The 24,213-nt window shown below is 62.0% G+C and carries 27 protein-coding genes and 3 pseudogenes; 21 read left to right on the plus strand and 9 right to left on the minus strand.

Going from position 1 to position 24,213, the window contains the following annotated elements; translation table 11 throughout:
* Positions 1-59 precede the first annotated feature (59 nt).
* The 4 genes and pseudogenes from EV667_RS21000 (at position 60) to EV667_RS21015 (ending at position 3,980) form a co-directional block, all read left to right on the plus strand.
* On the plus strand, positions 60-965 hold the full coding sequence (locus tag EV667_RS21000) for a LysR substrate-binding domain-containing protein (RefSeq protein WP_131837275.1): 906 nt from the start codon (positions 60-62) through the stop codon (positions 963-965).
* Between the two features lie 24 nt (positions 966-989).
* Positions 990-1,151, plus strand: a pseudogene (locus EV667_RS23280) (Imm27 family immunity protein); the annotation flags it as partial.
* A 275-nt stretch (positions 1,152-1,426) separates the two neighbouring features.
* Positions 1,427-2,672: pseudogene (locus EV667_RS21010) on the plus strand (tyrosine-type recombinase/integrase).
* Positions 2,673-3,161: 489 nt separating this feature from the next.
* Positions 3,162-3,980 (plus strand): SHOCT domain-containing protein, encoded by an 819-nt coding sequence (locus tag EV667_RS21015; RefSeq protein WP_131837276.1) that lies wholly within the window; start codon positions 3,162-3,164, stop codon positions 3,978-3,980.
* A gap of 86 nt (positions 3,981-4,066) precedes the next feature.
* Here EV667_RS21015 and EV667_RS21020 read toward each other — a convergent pair whose 3' ends face one another.
* Entirely contained in the window at positions 4,067-4,363 is a 297-nt protein-coding gene (locus EV667_RS21020) for a hypothetical protein (protein WP_131837277.1), read from the minus strand.
* Between the two features lie 342 nt (positions 4,364-4,705).
* On the opposite strand from EV667_RS21020, the gene EV667_RS21025 reads away from it, so the two are divergent.
* Together EV667_RS21025 and EV667_RS21030 are read left to right on the plus strand one after the other, a co-directional pair.
* Complete coding sequence (locus EV667_RS21025) at positions 4,706-4,885, plus strand: hypothetical protein (RefSeq protein WP_131837278.1); 180 nt, start codon at positions 4,706-4,708, stop codon at positions 4,883-4,885.
* Between the two features lie 447 nt (positions 4,886-5,332).
* On the plus strand, positions 5,333-5,545 hold the full coding sequence (locus EV667_RS21030) for a hypothetical protein (protein ID WP_131837279.1): 213 nt from the start codon (positions 5,333-5,335) through the stop codon (positions 5,543-5,545).
* Between the two features lie 103 nt (positions 5,546-5,648).
* Here EV667_RS21030 and EV667_RS21035 read toward each other — a convergent pair whose 3' ends face one another.
* A complete protein-coding gene (locus EV667_RS21035) occupies positions 5,649-6,044 on the minus strand; it encodes a PRC-barrel domain-containing protein (protein WP_131837280.1) in 396 nt (131 codons plus the stop codon).
* Positions 6,045-6,480: 436 nt separating this feature from the next.
* Between EV667_RS21035 and EV667_RS23005 the strand changes: the two genes are divergently transcribed.
* Both EV667_RS23005 and EV667_RS21045 read left to right on the plus strand, forming a co-directional pair.
* Positions 6,481-6,912, plus strand: coding sequence for a hypothetical protein (locus tag EV667_RS23005; protein WP_245516296.1), 432 nt, complete (start codon positions 6,481-6,483; stop codon positions 6,910-6,912).
* A 111-nt stretch (positions 6,913-7,023) separates the two neighbouring features.
* A complete protein-coding gene (locus EV667_RS21045) occupies positions 7,024-7,233 on the plus strand; it encodes a hypothetical protein (protein ID WP_131837281.1) in 210 nt (69 codons plus the stop codon).
* A gap of 40 nt (positions 7,234-7,273) precedes the next feature.
* Here EV667_RS21045 and EV667_RS21050 read toward each other — a convergent pair whose 3' ends face one another.
* Both EV667_RS21050 and EV667_RS23325 read right to left on the minus strand, forming a co-directional pair.
* Positions 7,274-7,471: a hypothetical protein gene (locus EV667_RS21050; protein ID WP_131837282.1), complete on the minus strand. Its 198-nt coding sequence runs from the start codon at positions 7,469-7,471 to the stop codon at positions 7,274-7,276.
* Positions 7,468-7,605 (minus strand): glycine zipper domain-containing protein, encoded by a 138-nt coding sequence (locus tag EV667_RS23325; RefSeq protein ID WP_483458042.1) that lies wholly within the window; start codon positions 7,603-7,605, stop codon positions 7,468-7,470. The genes EV667_RS21050 and EV667_RS23325 overlap by 4 nt, the downstream gene beginning before the upstream one ends.
* A 132-nt stretch (positions 7,606-7,737) precedes the next feature.
* On the opposite strand from EV667_RS23325, the gene EV667_RS21055 reads away from it, so the two are divergent.
* Positions 7,738-7,914, plus strand: coding sequence for a hypothetical protein (locus EV667_RS21055; protein WP_131837283.1), 177 nt, complete (start codon positions 7,738-7,740; stop codon positions 7,912-7,914).
* 78 nt (positions 7,915-7,992) lie between these two features.
* Entirely contained in the window at positions 7,993-8,184 is a 192-nt protein-coding gene (locus tag EV667_RS21060) for a hypothetical protein (protein ID WP_131837284.1), read from the plus strand.
* A 532-nt stretch (positions 8,185-8,716) separates the two neighbouring features.
* On the opposite strand, the gene EV667_RS21065 is transcribed toward EV667_RS21060, so the two are convergent.
* Positions 8,717-8,935, minus strand: a complete 219-nt coding sequence (locus tag EV667_RS21065; RefSeq protein WP_131837285.1) for a hypothetical protein — start codon at positions 8,933-8,935, stop codon at positions 8,717-8,719.
* Between the two features lie 223 nt (positions 8,936-9,158).
* Complete coding sequence (locus tag EV667_RS21070; RefSeq protein ID WP_131837324.1) at positions 9,159-9,473, minus strand: PRC-barrel domain-containing protein; 315 nt, start codon at positions 9,471-9,473, stop codon at positions 9,159-9,161.
* 247 nt (positions 9,474-9,720) lie between these two features.
* Here EV667_RS21070 and EV667_RS21075 point away from each other — a divergent pair, with 247 nt between their 5' ends.
* The 7 genes and pseudogenes from EV667_RS21075 to EV667_RS21110 all read left to right on the plus strand — a co-directional run bounded on the left by EV667_RS21075 (position 9,721) and on the right by EV667_RS21110 (position 16,544).
* Positions 9,721-9,909 carry a hypothetical protein gene (locus EV667_RS21075; RefSeq protein ID WP_131837286.1) on the plus strand — a complete coding sequence of 63 codons (189 nt, stop codon included), beginning with the start codon at positions 9,721-9,723 and terminating at the stop codon, positions 9,907-9,909.
* Positions 9,910-10,352: 443 nt separating this feature from the next.
* Positions 10,353-10,721 carry a LysR substrate-binding domain-containing protein gene (locus EV667_RS21085; protein WP_245516307.1) on the plus strand — a complete coding sequence of 123 codons (369 nt, stop codon included), beginning with the start codon at positions 10,353-10,355 and terminating at the stop codon, positions 10,719-10,721.
* Between the two features lie 119 nt (positions 10,722-10,840).
* Positions 10,841-10,972 (plus strand): annotated as a pseudogene (locus tag EV667_RS23010) (integrase); the annotation flags it as partial.
* A 374-nt stretch (positions 10,973-11,346) separates the two neighbouring features.
* Entirely contained in the window at positions 11,347-13,206 is a 1,860-nt protein-coding gene (locus EV667_RS21095) for an amidohydrolase (protein WP_245516297.1), read from the plus strand.
* A 102-nt stretch (positions 13,207-13,308) separates the two neighbouring features.
* Positions 13,309-13,632 (plus strand): hypothetical protein, encoded by a 324-nt coding sequence (locus EV667_RS21100; RefSeq protein ID WP_131837288.1) that lies wholly within the window; start codon positions 13,309-13,311, stop codon positions 13,630-13,632.
* A gap of 109 nt (positions 13,633-13,741) precedes the next feature.
* Positions 13,742-15,547, plus strand: coding sequence for a sulfatase family protein (locus EV667_RS21105; protein ID WP_131837289.1), 1,806 nt, complete (start codon positions 13,742-13,744; stop codon positions 15,545-15,547).
* Positions 15,548-15,611: 64 nt separating this feature from the next.
* Positions 15,612-16,544, plus strand: coding sequence for a hypothetical protein (locus EV667_RS21110; protein ID WP_245516298.1), 933 nt, complete (start codon positions 15,612-15,614; stop codon positions 16,542-16,544).
* 17 nt (positions 16,545-16,561) lie between these two features.
* On the opposite strand, the gene EV667_RS21115 is transcribed toward EV667_RS21110, so the two are convergent.
* Positions 16,562-16,936, minus strand: a complete 375-nt coding sequence (locus EV667_RS21115; protein WP_131837328.1) for a hypothetical protein — start codon at positions 16,934-16,936, stop codon at positions 16,562-16,564.
* A gap of 110 nt (positions 16,937-17,046) precedes the next feature.
* Here EV667_RS21115 and EV667_RS21120 point away from each other — a divergent pair, with 110 nt between their 5' ends.
* Positions 17,047-18,378 carry an HdeD family acid-resistance protein gene (locus EV667_RS21120; protein WP_131837290.1) on the plus strand — a complete coding sequence of 444 codons (1,332 nt, stop codon included), beginning with the start codon at positions 17,047-17,049 and terminating at the stop codon, positions 18,376-18,378.
* Positions 18,379-18,440: 62 nt separating this feature from the next.
* Positions 18,441-19,133, plus strand: coding sequence for an MFS transporter (locus EV667_RS23015; RefSeq protein WP_245516299.1), 693 nt, complete (start codon positions 18,441-18,443; stop codon positions 19,131-19,133).
* A gap of 245 nt (positions 19,134-19,378) precedes the next feature.
* Here the strand turns inward: EV667_RS23015 and EV667_RS21130 are convergent, their stop codons facing one another.
* Positions 19,379-19,738: a hypothetical protein gene (locus EV667_RS21130; protein ID WP_131837291.1), complete on the minus strand. Its 360-nt coding sequence runs from the start codon at positions 19,736-19,738 to the stop codon at positions 19,379-19,381.
* A gap of 385 nt (positions 19,739-20,123) precedes the next feature.
* Between EV667_RS21130 and EV667_RS21135 the strand changes: the two genes are divergently transcribed.
* Positions 20,124-20,681 (plus strand): NAD(P)/FAD-dependent oxidoreductase, encoded by a 558-nt coding sequence (locus EV667_RS21135; RefSeq protein WP_165901674.1) that lies wholly within the window; start codon positions 20,124-20,126, stop codon positions 20,679-20,681.
* A gap of 321 nt (positions 20,682-21,002) precedes the next feature.
* Here EV667_RS21135 and EV667_RS21140 read toward each other — a convergent pair whose 3' ends face one another.
* On the minus strand, positions 21,003-22,034 hold the full coding sequence (locus EV667_RS21140; RefSeq protein WP_131837293.1) for an IS110 family RNA-guided transposase: 1,032 nt from the start codon (positions 22,032-22,034) through the stop codon (positions 21,003-21,005).
* A 140-nt stretch (positions 22,035-22,174) separates the two neighbouring features.
* Here EV667_RS21140 and EV667_RS21145 point away from each other — a divergent pair, with 140 nt between their 5' ends.
* Positions 22,175-23,731 (plus strand): ISL3 family transposase, encoded by a 1,557-nt coding sequence (locus EV667_RS21145; protein ID WP_131837294.1) that lies wholly within the window; start codon positions 22,175-22,177, stop codon positions 23,729-23,731.
* Positions 23,732-24,213: the final 482 nt, after the last annotated feature.

A 24,213-nucleotide genomic window follows, 5' to 3' on the forward strand; every position in this document is an offset into this window, starting at 1 on the left:
ACGGCTGGACGGCGGGCCGCAAACGACTAATTTCACCAGATGATGTCAGATAAACTCACATGACAGCCCCCTCGAAGGAACGCCCATTGCCACCGCTCAACGCCGTGCGGGCATTCGAGGCGGCCGCTCGCCGGTTGAGCTTCAAGGACGCTGCGGCGGAACTCGGCGTCACCCATGGCGCGGTCAGCCGGCAGATAAGGCTGCTGGAGGAATGGCTCGGACCGCCGGCGCTGTTTCGCCGTCTGAGCCACGGTGTCGCCCTTACAATGGAGGGCCGGGCGCTACTCGCCGATATCCAGCCCGCGCTGGAGCGCATCGCGCGAGCGGCGTCGACCCATGGCGGCAGGCCCAGCGGCACGGTGGTCCTAAGGGTAAATGCGCTCGCCACCTTCAGCCTGCGCTGGCTGGTGCCGAAGCTCGGCCAGCTGCGCGAGGCGCATCCCGACATTGAGGTCGAACTCACGACCGGCAGCGCGCCGGTGGACGGGCTGGCCGGTGAGTACGACCTGATCATTCGCGGCGGGCCGGATGCCTTTGACGGCTTCGAGGCGCGCCTGCTGTTGCCGGAGTGGCGGCTGCCCGCCTGCAGCCCGTCGCTGTTGCAGCGCCAGCCGCTGGACGAGGTGGGTGACCTCGCGCGGCACACGCTTTTGCAGGTCGCCAGCATGCCCCGGCTGTGGCGCGACTGGCTGGTGAAGGCCGGGCATGGCGCGCTCGAACCGGCAGCGACGCTGATGCTCGACCATTTCTACCTCTCGATCCAGGCGGCGGTGGACGGGCTGGGCGTGGCAATGGCGCCGTCCACCCTGATCGAGGATGATCTGCGCGCGGGGCGGCTGGTGACGCCCTTTCCGCAGATCTCGCTGCCGTCGCGCGGCTATTTCGCCTACACCCCGGTCGACTCGCCGCTGCGCGCCGCCAGCGAAAGGGTCTGCACGTGGATCGAGGGGGTGCCCGCACATTAGTGGCGGTGCGGGCTAGCCGCGACTGACAGTGGGTGGCGTAGGCTCTATCCACACCGCACCTCCGGCCGCCTTTGGGAACTGTTCTACCGGCACGGAGAGACGCACGGTGGAGGCCGAGGAAGTTATGTGAGCTGTCGTTGGTCAGCCCCGAGGAATGGCGATAGCCCCCTTGGTCGACAGGCCTAGAGTGCGCTCAACGGTCGATCTGGGGTGCAGCAACTTAAAAATGTGGGGTAAAATGCGGGTCGGCTAACAGGGCCTGTAAAAACTGTTTAAAATCAGCCGCTTATGGCGATAAAACGGCGGAGAGGGTGTCCGCCTAACTATCTCGCCTACACGCGACGGCATGCGCCAACTACCTAGCAAATACGGCTCTTTGTGGCTCTAACCGCGCCCTGGCGCGGCGCTAGATGCCAGCGAATGACAGTCGCGTGTTGGGGTGAATGTTGGGGTGGGGCGGCATGGCTCGCGAGATGAACAGGCTTTCGGTGCGCGGCATCGCCGCCCTTAAGGAGCCGGGGCGTCATAGCGACGGTGGCGGCCTTTATCTCGTAGTCGACAAGTCGGGTGCAAAGCGGTGGGTGTTCCTGTTTCGCTGGCAAGGCAAGTTAAAGGAAATGGGCCTGGGGAGCGCTCTAGGCGTCTCGCTGGTGCAGGCGCGAGCCGCAGCCGCCATAGCCCGCAACGTGGTGGCTACCGGACGCAACCCGATAGAAGAGCGCCGCTCGGCAACTCCGGCGGTGCCGACCTTTGCCGAGATGGCAGAAAGCGTTATTGATGGCATTGCGCACGGGCTGCGGAATGCAAAGCATATTGCCCAATGGCGCATGACGCTTTCCGTTGAACGCGGCGACGATGGCGAATTGGTCGACAGTGGGTATTGCCAAGCACTCCGGGCTAAGCGCGTTTCAGAGGTGGAGACTGCCGACGTGCTCGCGGTGCTCCAGCCTATTTGGACCGTCAAGGCTGAAACTGCCGCCCCCGCGTGCGGGGTAGGATTGAGCGGGTGCTTGATGCGGCAAAAGCGAAGGGATACCGCGGCGGGGAGAATCCCGCCCGCTGGCGGGGTCACCTCGATTCATTGCTCGCCAAGCGTCACAAGCTCCAGCGTGGGCACCATGACGCGCTGCCCTATGCGGACATGCCGGCATTTATTGCCGAGCTGCGGAAACGCAAGGCGGTGGCGGCATTGATGCTGAGTTTGCGATCCTCTGTGCGAGCCGTACCGGCGAGGTGGTCGGCGCGAAATGGGGTGAGGTGGATCTGGGCGCTAAGGTTTGGACCGTGCCGGCGGAGCGCATGAAGGCCGGGAAAGAACATCGCGTTCCATTGACGCCGCGCGCGCTCGAAATCCTCGGCGCAGTTTCGGCTCTAAGGACCGAAGGGGAATATATCTTTCCGGGCGCTAAAAAGGGGAAGCCTCATTCCAATATGGCGATGCTCGCCCTGTTGCAGAGGCGAATGGATCGCCCAGGCATCACGGTGCATGGCTTTCGCTCTTCCTTCCGTGACTGGGCCGGCGAGCGCACCACATTCCCTCGCGAGATTGCCGAAGCGGCGCTGGCACATGTCGTTGGCGATGAGGTCGAGCGCGCGTACCGTCGCGGCGACGCGCTTGAGAAGCGGCGGAAGCTCATGGATGCCTGGGCTAAGTTCATTGGCGCGATGCCGGCGGCGAACGTCGTTGCCTTGGTCAGAAAAGCCTGACGACGGCCTCTGAAGCTGATGCATTTCCCAACGACCGGCGTATGCTTTGATCCCGAGGAAGAGCTATCCTCGAAAGGTGGAGAAGGCCAATGAACAGAAGGTCTTTCTTACTCGGGCTATGCGGGGCGGCGACGACCGTGGCCGGGATAGCCGCACTTATCCCGATGATATCAACTCCCGCCGCAGCAACTCCGCTAGATGCCCTGAAGAGCGCCGCGCCTCCCAAAGAGTCGGGCCTGGAGGGGGCGTATGGCGTAGCTCCGGATGGCACCCCAGCCGACAGCACATACTGGGTATGGAGAAACGGACGACGCTATTGGGTGGCTCCCCGCCGCCGCCGTCGTCGTCGCGTCTGTCGCCGCGTGAGGGTAAGAGGCGGCTGGCGGAGGCACTGCTGGTACCAGTAGCGGCGACAGAGAAGATGGTGACGCCGACCATTCTCACAAGCGGTGCGGCACACCTCGCATGAGTGGACCATCTGGGGCGAGCATGAAGCAGCGTTTTATCGAAGAGTTCTCCGCGCGCCATGGCCTCAGTACCGGTGCAGCGGAAAGCCTGGTGCTTGCGGTATCGGCAGGCAACGGAACAATGGCGCAGTTTAGCCATCCCGAGCTTGGCGGCATGGGGCAGTGGGCTCGCGGCGGCATGATCATGATCGGGGACATGTTCAACCAAGGTCTGAAGTACCGAATCGACGCGCTGTGCACGGAGATTTCCGCCGCGCTGATGGAGAACCCCGCGCTGACGGCCGAGATACGGACGCACGGATCTAGCGGCAGTCTTTCCGGGAGGGGATCTGGGTGGCCCAAGGAATTCGGCCACCCGAGCTCCTCAGGCGCGCAAAACGACCTGAGTTATGCCTTCTTCCCGAGTGCGCGGCGCCTGGTGATCGAGAAAGCTGGTGCTCAAGCTATCTATGATACCGGCGAGCACGTGATTGCCGGCGTATCGCAGCAGCAGGGGAGCGACCAGTCTCTGAGCTTCTCCAGCCAATTCGGATCGGTGAGGCTTGCCGACTTGGTCCGGATTGATGGCGCCGGGCAAGATACCGGCATAATAGGCGACGGGTCGTGGAATGAGAGCCCGAGCAACAGCCCGCCGACGCAATGGGCGGACCTTGTGCCCGCTTCCGAGCAATCCTTCGTCCCTGTTGCGAACTCAGCCATCCCGGCTTCCGCCGACGACGGAGCGCGTAGCTCCGACGATATCTTCACGATGATTGAGCGCCTTGCCGAGCTGCACTCAAAGGGCATTCTGTCGGATGAGGAGTTCGCTGCTAAAAAGATTGAGCTGCTCACCCGGCTCTGATCTAGGCGGCCGTACGCGCTCCACGGTGCCAGCGTTCCGCCACGGGGCCAGGCCACTGCCGCAGCCTCCGTCTCAGGATCACGGCGTTAATGCTTCGGCTTGATGTCCGCCCCGATGTCAATCTCTCCGCTCGGGGCTTCTCGGAAGCTGGCAAGGCCGGCGACCTCCACCACGCTTCGGAACTCGTCAAGCGCGTCCTGATCCGTGGCAAACAGATCCTCCCAAACCGTGGAGGCATCATCGCTGTCGATAACCTCCAGGGCCCAGCCATCGGTGCTGCCGACGATGCGATAAATTGCAATTTCGACCGTCTCGCCGGTCTCGTCCGACACGCTACCGCTGAGCGGCGAATATTCGATTTCCGGGAGGTCTTCCTCGGTCACGCGCATTCCTCAATCTGATGCCGGGGTCCGTTTTCGTTTGCATCGTCATTATCAGACCGGCAGCGTTAATCTGTTTTGGTTCCTGGTTATCGGCGTCGCTGCTGATTTGCAGCCGCTCGATTCGTCGCCATTGAGTGACAGACGGTGGAATTTGGCAACCTCCTGAGGGTGACTTCCGGTAGCGCTATCTGTCATGCCGTATGCACGACCCCAGAGCATCCATGCGCGTTGTGCTGTTGTGGGATGGGAGGGTCACATGGGCCACGCGCGGCACGCTCGCTGCCAAGGCTGGTATAAGTTGGCCAAATCGCCGAGGTCGGGTCCGGCGAAATAGGAGCACTCATGGCCGAACGATTTGAACGGCACCGTCAGCCCTGGACCTATGAGGAGTTGGAAAAGCTGAAGCCTCTAGCCAAGAAGGGTATGGCGCTCAGGGCGATTTCAAAAACGATGACGCGTAGCGAAGAATCCATCAAGCACCGCGCGAAGCTCGACGGCATAGGCATCGCCAAGCTCCGGTGAATTCTGCGACGGGATCAGCCAAGCTGGACGTCGTCCACCATCTTCGCCTGCGGTCGCAACAGGTCGCTAGCTTCCAGATGCCGTTGGGCGACGTGATCTGATGGACGTCTGCGCAGACGACGGTGGCCTTGTACGCCTTGCCGGGGCGGCACTTGTTCCAAAATCGATGGCCTCACGTGCAGGCGCACGACGCGAGGCCGGCATTCATCGGCGGACTTGCGCACGCACTTCCAGCGCGAGCGCGTACTGCTCTCGAAACGGCTCGTGCTGGGAGGAACACCCCGCCACGGCATCGCCTCCTCAGAGAAGGCTGTGGGGCGCTCCAGATAGAATCCTCCGTCCGTCACATCACCAGCGGAGGACGTGCTAATGCAGGGCATGGGGTCGACCAGATTTCTGGAACGGATTCGAATAACATCCGTTGACCCCCGTCATCGGGATCATGCCATGCGCTCACGGCTCTACATTGTTGGCGGATCGGCGGCTCTTGTCGCCTGCCTGACAATTGCGATTCACATCGCCAATGCCAAAGGCGATCCGGCCGTGACGGTCCAGATCGATGCCCCCGAAGGATACGAAACCTGCTTTATGAAGAGGACGTTGGTCTTCGCTTCGTCCACGCCCCGACTGGAAATGGTTCGGCGCTGCAAACGCGATTGAAGGCGGTCTGCCGTGCCGGAGAAGTGACGGCCGCTGCGTGGCGCCCTCACCCCAGCGCCGGGCGCCGCCCCCGATCAAGAGAGCGGGCCCCTCCGGTCGCGGATCAGTCGTCGAATTTGCCTTCGTATTTAAACTCGGGCATGCCCTTCAGCTGGTCGCGCGTGAGCTTGGTCATACCTTTCCATTCATTCGCGGTGTTGTCGAAAGTCACCTGGATGGCGTCCGGCGGCACAACCACATAGCGGTCCCCCATACCAAGAAAGCCACCAACTGAAAGAACGAAGCCCGTCACGGTCATCGAGCCGTTGAGCACGAGATCCTCGATCTCGCCCACGTCTTCATTTGCGGCATTGTCGATGTCGAGGCCGACCAGATTGGATGCTAGCGCGTCGGATTTGCCTACCGGGACGTTGGCCGTCTGAGTGATAGTGCCTTGCGCCAAGACGGGGGCGCTAAGCATCACGGATGCGGCAAGGAGTGCGGCAATAGGTTTGAACATGGGGGAACTCCTGTCGTCATTATCGACGTGCCAGCTCAACGCACCGGTCTCTCTCTCCGTTCCTCTGCCTGACGTGCCTGCCCACTATATGAGTCTCCATCTCCTGGATCGGCCCGCTTCGGCCCCTGCGGATGCATGACCGCGCGCGGCCGTCTGGCAGACACATCACAATGGCATGCGAACACCGGAGCGGCCGGAACGCGCCAAGGGCTTCATGAAAACACCCAATCTTCGACATCCAACCTGTCGGCGCCATGGCGTAATTATCAAGCGTCAACGGCGCCGGTGAGAGGCGGCGGCGGCGTCATCGGAGGGGAACGCTAGCCGGCTGCGCAACCGTTGCTTAACCGCGTTTTCCAACTGCACGGCGACACGGGGAACGTGGTTACCAGCCGCCGGTTGGTCTCTTGTCCCCGCGCGGAAATGGGAGGAACCAATGTCCGCTGTCGACATTGCCATCGTCAATCGCCCTTGCAACGCGCCCACCTGGGTCGGGTGTGTTGGGGCTCCAACCACCGTGGCGAAGATCCGGATGTGGCTGTCGGGCGTATTTTGCCGACGGGCGCCTTCTGCTGGCAACTGTGAGCGACAGAACATGGGCAGGATGATCAGGGCTACGGGGTGGCTCAGAGCGAGCGGTTTCGGCTCTTCGACGGCAAAGTTCGAGATTGATCTTTCGACCAGTCCGGCAAGTGGGCAAGTCGAATCGGAATTGACCATGGTGGTCGAGGCTATGGCCGCCGGGCGGGCGACGCTCGTCACCGAAAGCGGCCGATGGGTTGCCATTCGTCCCACGGGACGAACCGCCAATGGCCTGTCCTTCACGGTGCTGGACGACCTCGCCACGGTGGCAAGGTACTTTTCTTGACAGTTTTTTTGTGTGCTCTAGTGAACATAACCTGGATCGATCCCGTGCTAGCGCTGTGGGTATCCGGTGCCCTCGGCGTTGGGGCCGGAATTGATGCCCGAGGAATGCCGCGTGAAGCACACCGAAGACACTGCCCGCCAACTCTGCGCCATTGATCTGCGTCAGCGGGGAATCGATGAGGATCGCATTCCCCATCTGGTAGAGCGTTTCTGGCCCGTCCTCGCCAATGAGATCCGCCAGGGGATCGCCGATGGCACTTGGCCATACCCCGTCGATAAGATCGAAGCGCTCTCGGTCGAATACCGCGCGTTGCTCGGCTAGAACGCCTGTAGAAGCTGCGGTGCCCCCTTAATGAATGGGTCTATTTCGCCACCCGTTCCAGCGCCCGCTGTGCCGCCTCCAGCCGTTCCCATGAGGCCCGGCTCATCCTGACGATGGCGAGGCGCTCCTGAAGCGATAGCGCCGCCCGACGGGCCGTGTGGAGGGAATACGAATAGTCTTCGAGCGCCGCCTCCAGATCGGATAGGAGTTCCCTGAGCGTGCTTTCTGTTTCGGTCATCGCTCGCCTTTCATAAAATGCCCGACGGCGGCGCCAACAGCGATGCCCATCGCTACGCCAATCGCGACGTTGTCAAAGACCGCCGCACCGAGCGCTGCGCCCAAGCCGGCGCCTATCGCCATTCCAAGAGCCATTGCAGGGACGTGGGGCGGGCTGGAGAGGCGTCAAGAGCGTTTGGCCGCTAGGGGCAGGCGGGAGGGAACCGCCACGCCGATTCGGCAGTTGGCCAAACACTGCGGCGCCTGCCGCGCCTATGGAGGCCAGCAATGTCGAAGCGTGAACTGATCGATACCGGAACGGACAAGCGATATGTGCGCCGGGATGAGCAGGGGCAGTTCAAAGAATCCGTCGACGTGGGACGCTCGCTCCGTCAGGATCGCCGGCAACATGCAGAGCACGAGGCGAAGCCCGGCGAGGGCGATCAAGGCGACCGCAAGCGATAGGGCCGGCAATCCGTCGTCCAGAGCGCACGAACTCCGCTTGCTTTTTGACACCAGCGGCCGCCAAAGAGGGGCGATGAAATGGTTGATGCAACCGAACTGATCGAACTCGACAAGCGAATTGCCATTGCGCGCCAAAACCTCTCGGAGCTTACCGAGCAGGCCGCTGCATTCTCAGGTGCCGGCGATGAAGAACGCGCGGCCGACCGCATCGCGCAGCAGCAGGCAATTCTTGACAATCTCGTCCGGCAACGAGAGCCGCTGGCGGAATAGAAAGCGCGGGCACCTAGGATGAGGCCGCCCGTTCATACGTTCTGCGTGGGGAACCGGCGGGCGGGATGATATGGCTCATGCCTTTGTTGGCAACGCACGCCAGCGATTGATTTTAATCAGAGATAATCAAGCCGCCTGATGCGGCAAGCGACTGGGCGGGTCGCGGGGCAGCGTCGGTAACGGCTCTGCCGATGTGCTACGGCGCATGTCGGCGGCGCCGCCGAGTTATCGGAGCTTCTGAAGGGGGCGTCCTGCCGCAACAACCCGCGAGCGTCCGCACATCAGCAAATAGCCCATCACGCCGTCGGCGCTCGGTCCCCCCATTGGGTAAGCGTCTCGGCGAGCGTTTTCGGATAGGCTTCCCCCAAGCCCGAACGGTCCTAGTGGATCTCAGCAACCATCCTCCGCCGACGCACCCGCCGCAATCGCGAGGAATGCGGTGGTAAAGAGAAAGCGGGCTGCGATGGTCCGCTCCCAACTGCAATGCACGCCCAGCCGACCGCCGTGGCGTCTCGACGGCAACACGCGATGACTAGCCTTGCGGCGCATCATTCATTTGTACATTGATCGACGGGTGACTTTTGTCTTTCGCCACGAGAAGCGTCGCAATCTCGAGCTTAACGTCGCCCCATTTTCCGAAAACTGTTTGACACTTGGGGCAGATCACATCGGCGTCGTCATCTGATGCATCATAGACATGCAGTGCAACCTCGCATTTGGTGCATGCGGCAGTGAGAGAGTTGCCCGACATCCTAGGTCTCCTTTCTCAGCCTGACCCTAGGTCTCCTAGCATTCTCCGCGATGAATCCGACCTCTGCAACCTTTGGTGCGCGAAAATGGGGCATCTCAGTGCCGCTGCGACCAATCGCGCGCAACTCGCAAGCACCCCTGGGGGAGATGACGCAGAGCGCGCCCTTGGCGCCGCTCGACACGGGAAAGCGCCCACCGCCGTGGGCGGTAGGCGCTTTCCAAAATCAGGCTCGGAATTCCGGGCGATCCGTATGCTCCGGCAACTCCTTCAGCTGATCCTTCGCAAAGCGGGTAACGGCATGCACATCGCCGTCCTCATCCCGCATGAAGTCGAGATCCTGGATCGGAAGAGCGACCGGCTTGGCGCCCATGCCAAGGAAGCCGCCGACGTCGACAACGACGGTGGCGGCTGGGCCGGCGCCATGAAGATGCGAAACATGCCCGATTTTTTCGTCGCCGGGACCATAGATGGTCGCGCCGTCAAGGATATCCGTTGTGAGTTCGGAAGGCAGAAGCCGCGTGTGGTTGCTGTGATCCATCGTGAGCACTCCGGTGGGTGTGCCCTGTCAACCCGAGAGGGCGCGAGGCAGTTCCCGATTTTTGCCCAAGCCGCCCCTGGATATGCCAGCCTCTGCGCCGTAGGGCGCGCGCCTCGCGCGCTTGATCGTTCCGCCTGCGGAATTGCCCTTGTTCTCTTTTTGTTCTCATGGAATCGATAACGGCCTAATGGAGGTCGGAATGATCCAGCGAAGTAAGAGAGGCCTATCTGCCCATGAGGCGGCGCAGATGCAGCGCGAGCTGCGTGCGTTTCACCATGTGACGAGAACATGGGCCGGGAAACTGCCCATTGGGGAGCCGGCGTACGTCGCGCTGGAGAGCCTCAATAGCGGACTGATCCTGATGGATCGCCAGTTGCAGGGCGCTATGGACGGCGAGCGTAAAGCCTGGCCAGCCGGTCACGAGGGGCTTCCATGATGGACGGGGCGGAGGGCGAAGCAGCACGGATCAACGTGACCGACGCCGACGTTGATACTGCCCTCGATGCGTGCGGCGGTGACCCACGCACCACGATCAAAGCCCTTCTTGTTGCGGGGCAGTTCCTTGAGCGAGAGCTGGTCGATGCGCGGAAGGAGGCAAGCCGGGGCTATGTGCGGGCTCGTCCGTCGAGGCGAAAGGGCTCAGCGGCAAGCGCAAGCTCGTCAACCTAAACAGAGAATGCTCGCTAACCTCACACAGGCGATGCGCATCTAGAACGAGATGCGCGGCCAGAATGCTGCGTTGGCCCGCCTAGGAGCCCCGCTCTTCATCGAACATCGCCTCGATGGCACCGAGCGTGACTTCCATATCGGAGATTTTGCGCATCATGTTGTCGGAGGGGATCGTCCCTGCCTACGCAGCTTCGCGATCCGCAGACCGGTCTGCCGTTCCCTTGGGAATTCCACCGCGACGGCGAGTTCGTCGAGGTCAAGGTCACGAGCCGGCTGGTGCTGGACGACCCCTCCGTCGCGGTCTCCGCGTGTGTGGCGGGCCAGGGAATCTTCCAAAGCCTCGCCGTCGGTCTCGCGCCCCTTCTGTCACGCGGCGACCTCGTGCAGGTCCTGCCGGGCTGGTCGGAGGAGCTTTATCCACTCTACGCCTATCATCCCTCGCGCCACCTTCCGCCAGCTAAGGTCCGGGCCTTTTTGAACTTCGTGCGGGAGATCGCGCTGGATACAGGGCCGCGTGAACCAAGGCGGTGCGAATGTCGGGTTTCGGGCACGCGTCGAACGTCTAGAACTGGCGCATAGGTGCCGACCTCTCCCACCTCGCGAATGTCCGCATTTGGGCCGCGGCCGTTGCCAGATCAATGACCGAAATGGCGGCGCGGAGCAGAAATTCGCCAGCGACTATCGCTACGGCTGGTTCCCTCTACAAGCAGACAGGAAATCTGCGCGCCTGCCGACTCCTGCTCGGCCGTACCAAGCTCGAAAGCACAGTGCGGCACCTGGGCATCGAGGTCGACGACGCCTTGAGCCTATCGGAGAAAACGGAGATCTGACCTTTGGCGCCGGCGATTGAGTGGCTGCCGACGTCGCTCACCCAAGCCTGGCAATCTGAACCTCCGCTCTCCGATGGCGAGAAAGGGTATTTTCAATATTAAGAGGCATAAATATGTAAAAATGAATATCTATAGAGCACCCTTGCGGCGACTCTCTGCCTATATTAGTATATTTGATAGATAGATAAGCTAGAAGCAAGCAACTAGATCGATATATATGCGAATAAATTTCTCAATTTTCTTTATATTGCAAAATGCCTACTGACAAGGAGATTCTGACTGGCGCTGAGGGGAAATTTACGGCTGGATGGTTGTAACGACGGGCGCGACCATCGTCGATCTAAGACGTCTGGCCTGCGGCAAGGGCGGGTGTGGTGTGGCGCGTGCCGTGTGTGCACGTCGGGGGGGAATTAGAAATGTGTATTGCGTGTGATTGGGCGCCGTATTTCGAGGCGTTCGGACGGAACCGGACAATGAGCCGGCGTACAGTGCTGCGGGCGGGTGCGGCAATGACGGCTGCGACGGCACTGGCACCGGGGTTCTTTGCGACGGATGCGCGCGCTGAAGAAGCCAAGGCGGCAATCGGCGGTCCGGCCGATTTCGTCTTCCATAACGGCCCGATCTACACTGTGGCGGGCACCGCGCCCTGGGCAGACGCAGTAGCCGTTCGCGGCAACGCCATCGTCCATGTCGGCGACGCTGTCACCGCGATGAAGATGGCAGGTCCGAACACTCAGCTCGTCGACCTCAAGGGCCGGCTATTGTTGCCCGGCTTTGTCGAGGGCCATACCCATCCCTTCCTCGGCGCGTTCCTCACTTCCGGCCTCGATCTCCAGCTCGCCAATCTCGCCGAGGTCCTGGCCGCGATCAAGGCCTATGCCGAGGAGAATCCTACGGGCCCCATTCGCGGTTTTGGCTGGCGCGTCGACATGTTTCCGCCCGAGGGCCCGAACCGGGCCGAGCTCGACGCCATCCTTCCGGACCGGCCCGCTTTCTTCTTCGCCATTGACGGGCACAGCCTGTGGGCAAATTCCAAAGCTCTGGAAATGGCCGGCGTCAACCGCGACACGCCCGACCCGATCCCCCGTTTCAGCTATTACGCCCGCGACCAGAAGGGCGATCCGACGGGTTACGTACTCGAGGTCAACGCCGTTCTCGGCGTCGTTAACGCGGTAGAGCCAATCACCGCGCAGGCCATGGGTCGGTTGCTGGAGACCTGGCTGCCCAAGGCGGCCGCGGCCGGCATCACAACCGTCTTCGATGCAGGCGTCCCTCCGGTCGGAAGCGATCAGGGTGCGATCATCGAGCTCTACGTCGATGCGGAGAAGCGCGGCGCACTGCCGTTCCGTGTATCCGCGTCCTATTCGGTGAAGTCGCTGCCGATCGACGATTCCGTCGCGACGATGAAGGACCTCAACAAGCGGATCGCGACCGAGCTGGTCCATGTCGATATCGTCAAGATTGTCGGCGACGGGTCACAGGGCGGTTATACGGCCTGGCTGCTTGAGCCCTATGCCGATATGCCCGACTCGACCGGCGGCTCACCCTTCACAGAAGATCAGTGGCATCAGTTGATCGGCATGGTGGATGCCGCCGGCTTCGATGTGCACGTCCACGCCTGCGGTGAGCGCACGGCTCGGGTCGCGCTCGACTCAATCGAGAAGGCCATCGCGACCAACCCGCCGCGCGACCGGCGCAATGCAATCGCGCATCTGGTCTATGTGGACGACGCCGACAGCCCCCGTTTCGCCAAGCTGGGCGTGACCGCCCAGTTCTCGGCCTATTGGTCATCGGCCGATCCCGATACGCTGGAGAACATGGTGGCGCGCTATGGCGAGGTGCGAGGCAACAAGCTGTACCGGACCAAGACAATCCTCAACCAGGGCGGCCGGGTCTCCTTCGGCACCGACTGGCCGGCGGCAGGCTATTTCTCGACCTATGAGCCGCTGAAGTCGATCCAGGTCGGCGTCACGCGGCAGCTCGTCGGGCTGAAGGATGCCCCCGTGCTGAGCCCGGCGGACGAACGCCTCACGGTGGAGGAGGCGATCCATGCCAACACGATGGGCGCGGCCTACCAGCTCCGCATGGACAGGGAAATTGGATCCATCGAGGTGGGCAAACGCGCCGATCTGATCGTGCTCAACCAGAACATCCTGAAGATCGATCCGCACGAGATCCACAAGACCAAGGTCGAGTTGGGCATGATGAACGGGGCCATCCGGCATCAGGCGTGAGGCCTCTCCCGAAGCAGACGAGGGGCGCGCACGGCGTCCCCCTCACTCCATCTCAACGATCGTTATCGGCTTTGCCGCAGAGGTTATCTGAAAGGCCCTCGCATGAAACGTCTTCTCGCTCTTGTGGTCCTATTCCTCAGCGTCGCGACGGCTCCCCTCCTCGCCCAGTCGCTGCCCGACATCTGCACCAAGAAAAACTGCTTCATGACCTTCGACGGTAGCGAGCGCTCTTTCTGCCAAGCCTATGTCGAGGGCAAGTCCTGCTTCATGTCCTTTAACAGCAGCGAGGATCGCGGCTGGTGCCAGCATCTGCGGGAAGGAAAATCCTGCATGATGGCGCTGGACGGCCAAGCGCGAAAAGACTGCGATGCGAACCGGGTCCCGCGCGAGCACCGCCACTGGCAGCGCATGTGCAGTTTCTGGTGAAGCGGCCCGGAGCCCGCGCTAGAATGGCTGGCATCGATGTGAAACGGCGGCCAGCTTAACTCCACTACCTGTCGAACGTCCTGCTCGAGCAATCAGAAGGCCCACGTCAATGTCCCAAGACGATACGCCCGGCGGCATTTCCCGACGCGATCTGCTCGGCAAGGGGACGGCGACGATCCTCGGCGCCAATCTGTTGCCCGGCATTGCGTCTGCCGCGACGGAGGGTGCGACCGCGACCGCGCCGGCGCAACCGATGCAGACGCCGGACTCGCCGCCGGGCGGCTACAACATCCTGTTCATTCTCGTCGATCAGGAACACTTCTTCCCGAAATGGCCGTTCCCGGTGCCGGCGCGCGAGATGCTGAAGCAGAAGGGCATCACTTTCGCCAATCATCAGGCCGCGTCCTGCGTGTGCTCGCCGGCACGCTCGGTCATCTATACCGGCCAGCACATCCAGCATTCCGGCGTGTTCGACAATCTGAACTATCTCTGGCAGCCCGACCTCTCGACCTCGATCAAGACGATCGGCCATCGCATGAGCGAACTCGGCTATCACTCGACCTATCAGGGCAAGTGGCACATGAGTGCCAATCTCGACCAGACCAAGGTCGCGGTCGACGCGCCGATGGCGGACTACCAGAAGATTATCGAAAGCTACGGTTTCGATGGTTTCTTCGGCGTCGGCGATCTCATCGACAGCGGGCTGGGCGGCTACACTTTCGACGGCTTCACCGCCGACCGCGTGTCGAGCTGGATGCGGCGCGAAGGCGAGGAATTGCGGGCCAAGGGCCAGCCCTGGTTCCTCGCGGTGAACTTCGTCAACCCCCACGACGTCATGTACATCAATTCCGACCTTCCCGGCCATGTCGTTCAGGGCACGAGTGCAGCGATCGACATCTTCCCAACGCCCGACGATCGGCTTTATCAGGAACGCTGGGACGACCTGCCGCTGCCCTTCAACCGCAGCCAGGCGCTGGACGCGCCCGGCCGCCCGAAGGCGCACGCCGTCTATCAGCAGATCCAGGACATGATGGTGGGCGAATGGCCCGACGAGGACCGTCGCTGGCATGTCCTGCGCAACTACTACTACAACTGCATCCGCGACTGCGACCGGCAGATCGCCCATGTCCTCAAGGCGCTTGAGGACAATGACATGCACAAGAACACCATTGTCGTGTTCAACGCCGATCATGGAGAGATGGGCGGCCATCACCAGATGCGCGGCAAGGGCAACTGCACCTACAAGGAGCAGAACCATGTGCCGCTTATCGTCTATCACCCGGCCTATCCCGGCGGCGTGACCTGCGAGGCCATCACCTCGCAGCTCGACCTGGCCCCGACGCTGATCGCCCTTACCGGCGCGGATCCGGCGGCGCAGGCCAAGGCTTCCGACGGGCTGAAGGGGCACGACTTCTCCCGCCTGCTGAAGGCGCCCACGACGGCGAAGGTCGATGCGATCCGCCCGGCTTCGCTGTTCAACTACAACATGCTGTCCTATCAGGACGTCACATGGGCCGAGCACTTCGTGAAGATGACCTTCTCCGGTGATGTCAGCAACAGCGAGAAGATACAGACCTATCTGAAGAACGACCCGGACTTCGCTGAACGCGTCGGCATCCGCTCGGTCTTTGACGGGCGCTACCGCTTCTCGCGCTATTTCGGGCAGACCGACTTCAATACGCCGACCACGCTGGAAGACCTCGTCGCCAAGAACGACCTCGAACTCTACGATCTGCACGAAGATCCCGGCGAGATGAACAACCTCGCCATGGACACGGCCAAGAACGGCGAACTGCTGCTGGCGCTGAACAAGGTCGCCAACGACCTCATCGCGGCCGAGGTCGGCGTCGATGACGGCTCGTTCCTCCCAATCAAGGATGGCAAATGGTACTTCCCATCCAAGAGTGAACGTTAGGCCCCGCCTCATGCCTTATCAGGTGGGCACGGCAAGGCGGGGGCGAGGTTGGCGAGGGCACTATTTGGGCGCGCTGGCAGCCCTGCTGTGGCTGGCAGCCACCCCGGAAGCCAGGGCGCAGGGATGCGGCAGTTGCGGCACGGATACTGGCAGCGCGTCGCCGCAGGCGTCGCAGACAGCCCAGCCCATGACGAACTTCTTCGGTAATTCGCGTTATCTCCAGGCGATCAGCGAGCAGGTGAACCTCAGCCGGCAAGGTGGGCCGCTACCCATCACGATTTCCGGCAACGTGCAGACTTGGACCAGCGGCCCGCCGCAAGAAGACCTCTACACGCAGAGCGCCCAGCTCGCCTATAAGCTGTCGGACCAATGGACATTGCTCGGCCAGCAACTCTACCAGCAGCAGGCGTCGATCGAACTATGGAATTTTGTCGGGGGCGTCGGCTATCAGCCAACCGAGGATTTCAGCGTCAACGTGATGGCTGGCGTGGGCGTGCACACACGCTATACCTACCAATGGGCCACCTACATCTCGCCCCAATACACACTGCCGCTGACCATCGCCGGTGAAAAGAGGATCGCGCTCGGCGCCAATCTCACCGTGGAAAAATACGAACTCGGCACCTTCTATCAGGTCCAGCCACGCGTGAGCCTCAAGGTAGCGTCGTGGTTGCCGCAATTGCAGATCGGCTACGCCTTCGGCGATTTTGACAAATCGACCGACGTAACGAAAACTCAGTATTACCAGCCCCAGGCCGTCAGTGGCTTGTCATTGACTGCGGTGTTTCATCCGTTTGAGCCAATCTATGCAGTGATCACCTATCTCCCGGAGAACCGGAACTATATTGCCGGCAACTATTCCGTCCAGAACACGATCAGCGGCACGTTACACATGAACCTGACCCAGTCGCTGCGCACCTCGCTGTTCTACCAAGACACCTGGTACGAGGGGGGCAGCGACCAGGCGTTCGGCGGCAGCCTCAGCATGGCTTTCTGAGGTGCGGGCGCAGGAGCTTACTTCAGGTCCGCCAGTGACCGGGCCTTGGCGACGGCCTTCATGCAGCCGGCCTCATTGCCCTCCGCCTGCAGGTTCAACGCCTCGTTCAAGGCGCCGGCCGGCCCGGATTCCGGCTCCTTCAGGCCGGCCGCTGCCAGAGACGACGGCGTGGGCTGTTGGGAATCCTGCGCGGCGATGCTTTGATCCTGCGTCTTGGGTTGGGTCGGATTCTTTGCCGACGATTCCTTTAACTCATGCTGCGTCTTGGCGATGGCCTCGACACAGTTCTCCCAGTTCGCCGCGTCCGCCGGCTGGGACGATCCCAGGAGGGCGAATGACAACAAGGCAGCCGCAACGAGTTTGCGAGGAAGTATGTAAGTTGACCTGAACATCACGGATGGCTCTCCGCCCGATAAAAAACTCTAGGATAATATCATTATATCACTCGCACATCGGCATCCAGCCGGTGTCAGCCGCCGCGTTCAAGAGACACATCCCAGCCATGTTCAAGCTGTCATTTCTGCTCATAGGCACGCGCGCCTTCCGCAAGCAGTGGTATGTGCTGTGCGGCATCGGCGCCCTGCTGATGGCCGGTGCCCTGTTCCTGGCCTTCCACGCGCCGGCGGGTCTTGTCGTTCTCACCGGCCGGGCTATCGGCGTCGTCTTCCTTTTTATGGGAGCCGGCAATCTCTTGCTGTTCATGCGTGAGATGCGCAGCGTGCGCGGCATAATTGCTCTCGCGAGGGCGATTTGCTTCCTCGCCACCGGCGCCGTCGCGATCCATTGGCCCGCACGCGCTGAAGATGTGCTCGCAGCGCTTTTCTGTATCGTGTTCATCGTCGATGGTGTCGGGCGCATTGCCGTCGGACTGCTGCTTCGGCTGCCCGATCTGCGTTGGCGCGTCATGTATGGGTCCGTCCAGCTCGCCTTCGCGCTTGTCTTCCTGGCGGGATGGCCCATTCCGCTCGAACGCAGCATCGCCCTTTGCGTTGGGCTCATTTTCGCATTCCGCGGCTGGCTGCTGATGCGGCTTGGCCTTCTGTTTCGCCAGTTGCCCGAAGATGCGACAATTCTCCATCTGCCGATGTTCTCCTCGCGCGGCTGGTACGAACGCTCTCCCGACATGACCGACCCAGGCGTTGCGACGGTCGCGTATCCGATGATCGTCCATGTGTGGACCCCCGTCGGCTCGGCAGAAGTGCCGCATCGGCGCCTGCTGATCGATCGCTACGTTGCGGCCGTAAATGCAGACGGCCTGATTTCCACCGGCCACGCGTCGCTGGAGATGCCCCCTTCGCTCTATATCAGTCACTACCCGGCCGTCGAAATGGACCGCTCGGGCGGGGATTTCGTTGGCGCGCTGCGCAGTACGTCGGACAATGACGTACCCGGTCACTTCCAGCCTTCCTATGCGGAGGAAGCGGCGGGATGGTGCGAGGCCGACGGGCGGGTGGAGTTCCACAATTACAGCCCCCGGCAACTTCAGGCGTTCTGGTCGCATTACCAGCAGGACGACACCTACAACCTCACAAACCGCAATTGTTCAGTCGTGGTGGCGCAGGCGCTCGACGCGGCATTGGAAGGCTCGCTCGCGAACCGTTACTCTTGGCTGCAGCTGCTTATGCTTCTGACCAATCCCGATGTATGGCTGGGCGCGCTGATCCGTGCGCGGGCCAATGTCGGCACCTGGACGCCCGGCCTCGTGCTCGATTACGCCCACACCCTGGCGCGGATCGTCGAGCGTCGTGATGTGTCGTGGTTCCAGAGTCTCGCGCGGTTCGCCCGGCACCTTGGCCTGGCGGGCCCGGCAAACCGCGCGAGAGTGTCCCCGTGACCGTCCCGACGCCCGGACGCTCCCCCTTGCTCTCGCAGGCGGCGGTTATCGCGACGGCGAGAATGTTCGGGCTGACCTACAGCCTCAGTGCCGCTCTCATCGCCATCAGTCTCGCCGACCAGGGCTTCGGGGAGGCGGTGATCGGCGCCAACGCCGCCATGCATGCGGCTGGCGTCATCATCGTGGCGCTGCTGCTGCCGCGCATTGTTCCGTCCTTCGGCATGCGTCGCCTGGTGCTGGTGGCCCTCGTCGTGGCGGGCGTGGTGCTGGCGAACTTTCCCGCGCTGCCCTTCCTTCTGCTGTCGTTCGTGTTGAGGCTGCTTCTCGGCATGGCTTCCGAGATCCTGTTCGTCCTGTCGGAAGCCTGGACCAACAGCCTGAGCCGGGAAGAGACGCGCGCCCGCGTCATTGCCGCCTCTACGGCCGCCTCTACGGCCGCCTCTACGGCCGCCATGTGGCTCACTCCGCATTGCTCTTGTCAAACAGCATCCAAAGCTTGCACGCCGATTGACACTCAGGTTTGGAGTGGGGCAGGCGCCAGCCAGCCCCCTCTCTCGAATCGAGCCTTGGCGCTCGCTACGCTGCCGAGTTCCTATGGCGGCGGCGCGATCTTCGGAGCCGGCCAACATCGACAGCTGAGCACCAGCACACGGCCACACTCCGCGAGGCGTTCCTGCATGAGGCAGCGATCACCTCGCAGGCACCTGCCCGACGGAAATAGGGAATGTGCACGGTGGGTCGCGCGCGCCCGGTGAGTGGCTGCGTCGGCTGACAAAGAACGATCCGGCTCCTTCTCGGCGGATCCTTAAAATCACGAAATTCCTCGGATTAAAGGCGGCGACTCAGAGCCGTCCTCATCACCGTCTCGGCTAGCTCCACGTGAGGGCCTGCTCACAGATGACCCGCGAGACACGGCTGGCCACGCTGCTGCAGTTGGGCGTGACGCGCGACCCGCCCGCTCATGAACTGATGGCCGACGATACCCTCGACATGCTTGGAGTCATGGCATTTCCTTCACCGGTCGCGCGATGCTCTTAAAATATGCTCCGAGCATTTCGATCATAGCCCGCTTATGGTCCTCGTCGGCCGCGAGTTCCTCGGGACTAGCTTGCCCTTTGCTGATCGCGTCAAGGCGCATGGCTGCCGCACGCATTTCGACATTGGCGACGGCGGCATCTCGCAGTCGTTCAAACCACTCGTCGGCCACCTGGGGATTCGCTGGGCGGGCATCATCCAGCACCGCCGCCACGACGGTCAGGAGACTCTCAGTCATTATGCCGACATGCGTGAATTGTTCGAGCGCATAGCTTAGCACCGTTCGAACCTCTCTGATCTCTTTCCTTAGGCTAGCTTCACTCACTGTCGATCTCCTAGCGTCTGGAGTCCGGCTTCACGATGACGGACGCCTGTAGCCCGCCAAGCTGCCAACCCCACGCATCGGCTGCATAGGTTCCCGATTGATCAGCTTTATAGCTGTAGGACACCTTTGTACGGCAAGCTGGCGCCTCACACCGAGCCCATGGCCAGGCGAGCGAAAGCTAATGCCGCCGTAAGCAAGACGTTCCTGGGATCGCGCCTCGCGGCATGTGCCTGCGCACCCGGAACAATAGTTCACCTTCGGGCTTGCTCCAGAGTTCGAATGCGAGCCGGTTTTAGCCACGGCTTCGTCCATGCCTCTCGATAGCTTGTGTTGTGGCGGGCAGCGCGACTCCGGCTTGGAGGGCGCCGTCACGACCGAGGATCCCATGCTCACTTCTCACACGGATGCGACGGCGCCGATCGCCGACTGTCTTATCATCGGTGGTGGTCCGGCGGGGCTGACAGCGGCCATTTATCTAGCGCGCTTTCGACGTAAGGTAGTGTTGATCGACGCCGGAGGCAGCCGGGCGTCCCTTATTGCTAGCACGCAAAATTACCCGGGGTTTCCGGAAGGAATCAGCGGCGACGCGCTGCTTAAGCGCCTCGGGCAGCAGGCAGTGCGCTTTGGCGCTCGCCCCGTCCGGGGGCGTGTAATCGGCCTGGCCGCGAACGGGGAGCTGTTCCGTGCCAATACCGACCTCGGACGGGTTGAGGCCCGCACCATAATGTTGGCGACCGGGATCGTGGAAGCCAAGCCGCCCCTTCCCGGTCTTATAGACCTCATACGGGATGGGCTGATCCGGCTCTGCCCGATATGTGACGGCTACGAGGTGATCGACCAACAGGTCACAGTGATTGGCAACTTTGCGCAGGCGGCGGGCGAAGCGCTATTCCTTCGAACCTTTACCTCAAGCCTCAACGTGCTGCCGCTAGATCCGCTGTGAATCGGCGTGGAATAAGGCCCCCGTTTTAGGGGGTATCGGCGTCCAAACGGGGCTCTGACTCATATGTGGAACGGCCCGACAGGCAAGGTGTTTTTGGAGGTCTGATCCATCCGGGACGGTGCGTTCATATGTCCGGCCTTTGGGTGCGGTCATGCGACTGCTGGCCATGATGCATTCCGCGGCAGATAGGTCGCCTTATCATTTTCCCGCGCTTGATGCGCATTGAGTCAGACGGCGTATCCTCTGCCGGGATCGTGTCCCCTACGGTCATCACCCCTTTGCACCTGTGCGGCGGACCGGCAATTACGCCGGAACTATTGATCAGATTACGGCAGCCATCTGTGCCGGCGGCCTGTAAACACCACCCTTGGCCAGCAGCGCCCAGATAATGCGCGCCATCTTGTTGGCGAGCGCCACGGCAACAAGTTTGTATGGCTTTCTGGTCATCAGGCTCGCGAGCCATTCCGGTAGCTTAGAGCCACGTTTGGCCTGTTTGATGATCGACGAGGCGCCGACAACTAGGAGCGTCCTCAGTTGCCGGTTGCCTTGCTTGGATATTGAGCCAAGCTTTTCCTTCCCTCCGCTGGAGAGCAGCCTTGGCGTGAGCCCCATCCAGGCGGAAAAGTCGCGGCCACTCTTGAACGCAGAGATGTCGTTCACGCTGGCGCGAACGGTTGCGGCAATTAACGGTCCGACCCCGGGGATGCTGATCAGGCGTCGCGCGGTTTCGTCCGCCTTGACGCCGGCCAAGATTTGCTCATCGAGCCGTTCTATGCGGCTAGTCAACATGTCGATCTGCTCCGTCATTTCCAGCAGGGCATATCGGGCAATGGCCGGCATCGACAGGGATGGATCGCGGACCTTGTCGGCCAGCTTGGCGACGCTAACCATGCCGAGTGCGGTGACGACGCCAAGTTCGCTCATCTGGGCGCGGAATGCGTTGGCGAGCTGGGAGCGCTGGCGAATGAGAAGATCACGCGTGCGAAGCAACATACCTGCCGCCTGCTGGTCAACGCTTTTGATTGGCACGAAGCGCATCGTCGGGCGGGTCACCGCCTCACAGATCGCTTCGGCATCTGCCGCATCAGTCTTCCCGCGCTTCACATAGGCTTTGACGTAGACCGGGGGTATCATTCTGGTGTCATGTCCGAGAGAAGCAATCTCGCGCGCCCAGTGATGCGAACTTGCGCAGGCTTCCAGCCCGATCAGGCAAGGAGGAAGCTGGCGGAAGAAGTCGAGAACCTGCGAGCGGCGCAAGGCGCGCCGCACAACTACGACACCCTCACTGTCCACGCCGTGAATCTGGAACACGGACTTCGCGAGATCGAGTCCGATAGTCGTGATCGATTGCATCCTGTCCTCCTCATGTTGGCACGCCTGGATTCAGAGAGGTTAATCCCAGGCGCAGGCGGCGCAATCGGGCCGTTCCAACACATCACTTTTGATGGAGTTGAGGATCTGGCTGGCATTGGTTCACGTGGAGGATCAACGCCATGGGTCAGCATTTGCGGGTCTCAGAGTTGGTGCCGGACGGTTTTATTGTCGATGAGGTGGCCGACGCGGAGTCCGGCATCCGGATCTGTCTCCGAGCATCCAGCACGAGGAGTTACTGCCCTGGATGCGGGGCGACCTCAACGCGCGTTCACAGCCGCTATACCCGGCGGCTGGCGGATCTGCCGCTTTCCGGCAGGCCGGTCCATCTCCTCATTCGGGCGCGGCGCTTTCATTGCGATGGAGTCCTGTGTCCGCGCCGCATCTTCGCGGAGCGCTTCGACGCCGAGATTCTAGCGCCCTGGTCCCGGCGCACGGCGAGGCTCGACTGCATCATCCACCATCTGGGGCTCGCCTTGGGTGGCCGCCCCGCTGCGCGCTTTGCGCTACGGTTGATGCTGCCGGCGAGCAACGACACGTTGCTCCGGGTGATCCGCAGACGAGGGCGACCTACTTTCATTCCACCTACAGTGATCGGGATCGATGATTGGGCCTGGCGACGCAATCAGCGCTACGGAACGTTGATCTGCGATCTGGAACGGCGCCAGACCATCGCCCTATTGCCTGACCGGGAGCCGGCAACGGCGCAGGCGTGGCTTACGACCCAGCCTCAGATCACCATTATCGCCCGGGACCGAGGCGGCGGCTATGCCCTGGCCGCAGCCAAGGCCCTTCCAGCCGCGACACAGGTCGCCGATCGCTGGCACCTCATGGAGAATGCGAGCCAGGCCTTCGTCGCCGCCGTTCGCACATCCATGCGCCAGATCCGTGCCGCCGTCGGAGCTTCCATTATCAACCCGGATCTACTCACCGCTGCCGAACGCATTCAATATGAAGGATATCTGCACCGTGAGGAGACCAACGTGGCCATTCTCGAACTCGCAAAGGCGGGGATGACGATCAAGGAGATCGTTCGCCGTACCGGGTACAGCCGCGGTCTGGTCCGCCGTGTCTTGCGCGGGCAGCGCTCGGATGTGTTTCGCACCCGCGAGAGCTCCCTTGAGCTTTTCCTGCCATGGCTCGATGCCCAATGGGCGGCCGGGCAGCGCAATAGTGCCGAGCTCTGGCGTCGGCTCGGACAGCAGGGGTTCCGCGGCAGTCTGAGGGTCGTAACGGAATGGGCCACGCGCCGCCGGCGGGCCGAGACGGTCGAGGGTGGCATTTTGAATCGGACGCCGTCGGCGCGAACCCTTGCACGACTGATGACAATCGCCCGGGACAAGCTTTCCAGATCCGAAACCGTGCTGATCGCGGCGATTGAGAGCGGCGTGCCCTCGCTTGTCGAGGCTCGCGAGATCGTCGCCGCCTTCCAAGGCATTATTCGCAAAAAGGCTCTTGCCGATCTCGGCCTCTGGCTGGAGCGCGCAAGCTCAAGCCTCGTCGCTGCGTTCGCTCGCGGCGTAAGAAAGGATCAATCCGCAGTCGCCGCAGCCATTACATCCCCTTGGTCGAACGGACAGGCCGAGGGCCAGATCACCAAGCTCAAGCTGGTGAAGCGCCAGATGTACGGGCGCGGGAAACTCGATCTGCTGGAGGCACGCCTCGTCGCCCCAGCATGACGCCTCACCACCAAATATGCGTCAGAGCCCCTATTGCGCGCTTATCAGGGGTCCCGTTCCAACGCCGTTTGACACGATGACTGAAGCAGAAAGCACACTCAGGGAAATGCTGTCCGATCTGGAGGCGGCGCTCGAAGACCATTCGTATGCCCTCCACACGGCCCGTCGGGCGGCGCTGTCGCTTGAGGAGCGCTAACCATCGTGAAAATGAGCCGGGCCTCATGGGAGCGACTGGAGGCGGCACAGCGGGCACTCGAGCGGGTCGCGGGTCTTCGATGAACCGGGCGTGACTACCTTGCGCGCGCGCGCCTGACGAGCCTTCGATTTCTACGCCAAGTCGTAAACTCACGGGCACCCTTGCGTCGGCCCCTCGCCAGCCCGGCTCGGACATGACCCGGCTGGCATCCTGTCGCGCCTCGTCGCGTTCGCGCTCAAGGAATTGTCCGCCGATCAGAAGTGCCTTGATTGCCACGCGTGCGTCC

The sequence above is a fragment of the Ancylobacter aquaticus genome (assembly GCF_004339465.1).
Lineage (GTDB): Bacteria > Pseudomonadota > Alphaproteobacteria > Rhizobiales > Xanthobacteraceae > Ancylobacter > Ancylobacter aquaticus.

Excerpts from the sequence above, each read along its gene's own strand:
- EV667_RS21000 (WP_131837275.1), top strand. The coding sequence starts at position 60 with ATGACAGCCCCCTCGAAGGAACGCCCATTGCCACCGCTCAACGCCGTG.
- EV667_RS21015 (WP_131837276.1), top strand. The coding sequence starts at position 3,162 with ATGAAGCAGCGTTTTATCGAAGAGTTCTCCGCGCGCCATGGCCTCAGT.
- EV667_RS21025 (WP_131837278.1), top strand. The coding sequence starts at position 4,706 with ATGGCCGAACGATTTGAACGGCACCGTCAGCCCTGGACCTATGAGGAG.
- EV667_RS21030 (WP_131837279.1), top strand. The coding sequence starts at position 5,333 with ATGCGCTCACGGCTCTACATTGTTGGCGGATCGGCGGCTCTTGTCGCC.
- EV667_RS21035 (WP_131837280.1), bottom strand. The coding sequence starts at position 6,044 with ATGTTCAAACCTATTGCCGCACTCCTTGCCGCATCCGTGATGCTTAGC.
- EV667_RS23005 (WP_245516296.1), top strand. The coding sequence starts at position 6,481 with ATGTCCGCTGTCGACATTGCCATCGTCAATCGCCCTTGCAACGCGCCC.
- EV667_RS21050 (WP_131837282.1), bottom strand. The coding sequence starts at position 7,471 with ATGACCGAAACAGAAAGCACGCTCAGGGAACTCCTATCCGATCTGGAG.
- EV667_RS23325 (WP_483458042.1), bottom strand. The coding sequence starts at position 7,605 with ATGGCTCTTGGAATGGCGATAGGCGCCGGCTTGGGCGCAGCGCTCGGT.
- EV667_RS21055 (WP_131837283.1), top strand. The coding sequence starts at position 7,738 with ATGTCGAAGCGTGAACTGATCGATACCGGAACGGACAAGCGATATGTG.
- EV667_RS21060 (WP_131837284.1), top strand. The coding sequence starts at position 7,993 with ATGGTTGATGCAACCGAACTGATCGAACTCGACAAGCGAATTGCCATT.
- EV667_RS21065 (WP_131837285.1), bottom strand. The coding sequence starts at position 8,935 with ATGTCGGGCAACTCTCTCACTGCCGCATGCACCAAATGCGAGGTTGCA.
- EV667_RS21070 (WP_131837324.1), bottom strand. The coding sequence starts at position 9,473 with ATGGATCACAGCAACCACACGCGGCTTCTGCCTTCCGAACTCACAACG.
- EV667_RS21075 (WP_131837286.1), top strand. The coding sequence starts at position 9,721 with ATGCAGCGCGAGCTGCGTGCGTTTCACCATGTGACGAGAACATGGGCC.
- EV667_RS21100 (WP_131837288.1), top strand. The coding sequence starts at position 13,309 with ATGAAACGTCTTCTCGCTCTTGTGGTCCTATTCCTCAGCGTCGCGACG.
- EV667_RS21105 (WP_131837289.1), top strand. The coding sequence starts at position 13,742 with ATGTCCCAAGACGATACGCCCGGCGGCATTTCCCGACGCGATCTGCTC.
- EV667_RS21115 (WP_131837328.1), bottom strand. The coding sequence starts at position 16,936 with ATGTTCAGGTCAACTTACATACTTCCTCGCAAACTCGTTGCGGCTGCC.
- EV667_RS21120 (WP_131837290.1), top strand. The coding sequence starts at position 17,047 with ATGTTCAAGCTGTCATTTCTGCTCATAGGCACGCGCGCCTTCCGCAAG.
- EV667_RS23015 (WP_245516299.1), top strand. The coding sequence starts at position 18,441 with ATGTTCGGGCTGACCTACAGCCTCAGTGCCGCTCTCATCGCCATCAGT.
- EV667_RS21135 (WP_165901674.1), top strand. The coding sequence starts at position 20,124 with ATGCTCACTTCTCACACGGATGCGACGGCGCCGATCGCCGACTGTCTT.
- EV667_RS21140 (WP_131837293.1), bottom strand. The coding sequence starts at position 22,034 with ATGCAATCGATCACGACTATCGGACTCGATCTCGCGAAGTCCGTGTTC.
- EV667_RS21145 (WP_131837294.1), top strand. The coding sequence starts at position 22,175 with ATGGGTCAGCATTTGCGGGTCTCAGAGTTGGTGCCGGACGGTTTTATT.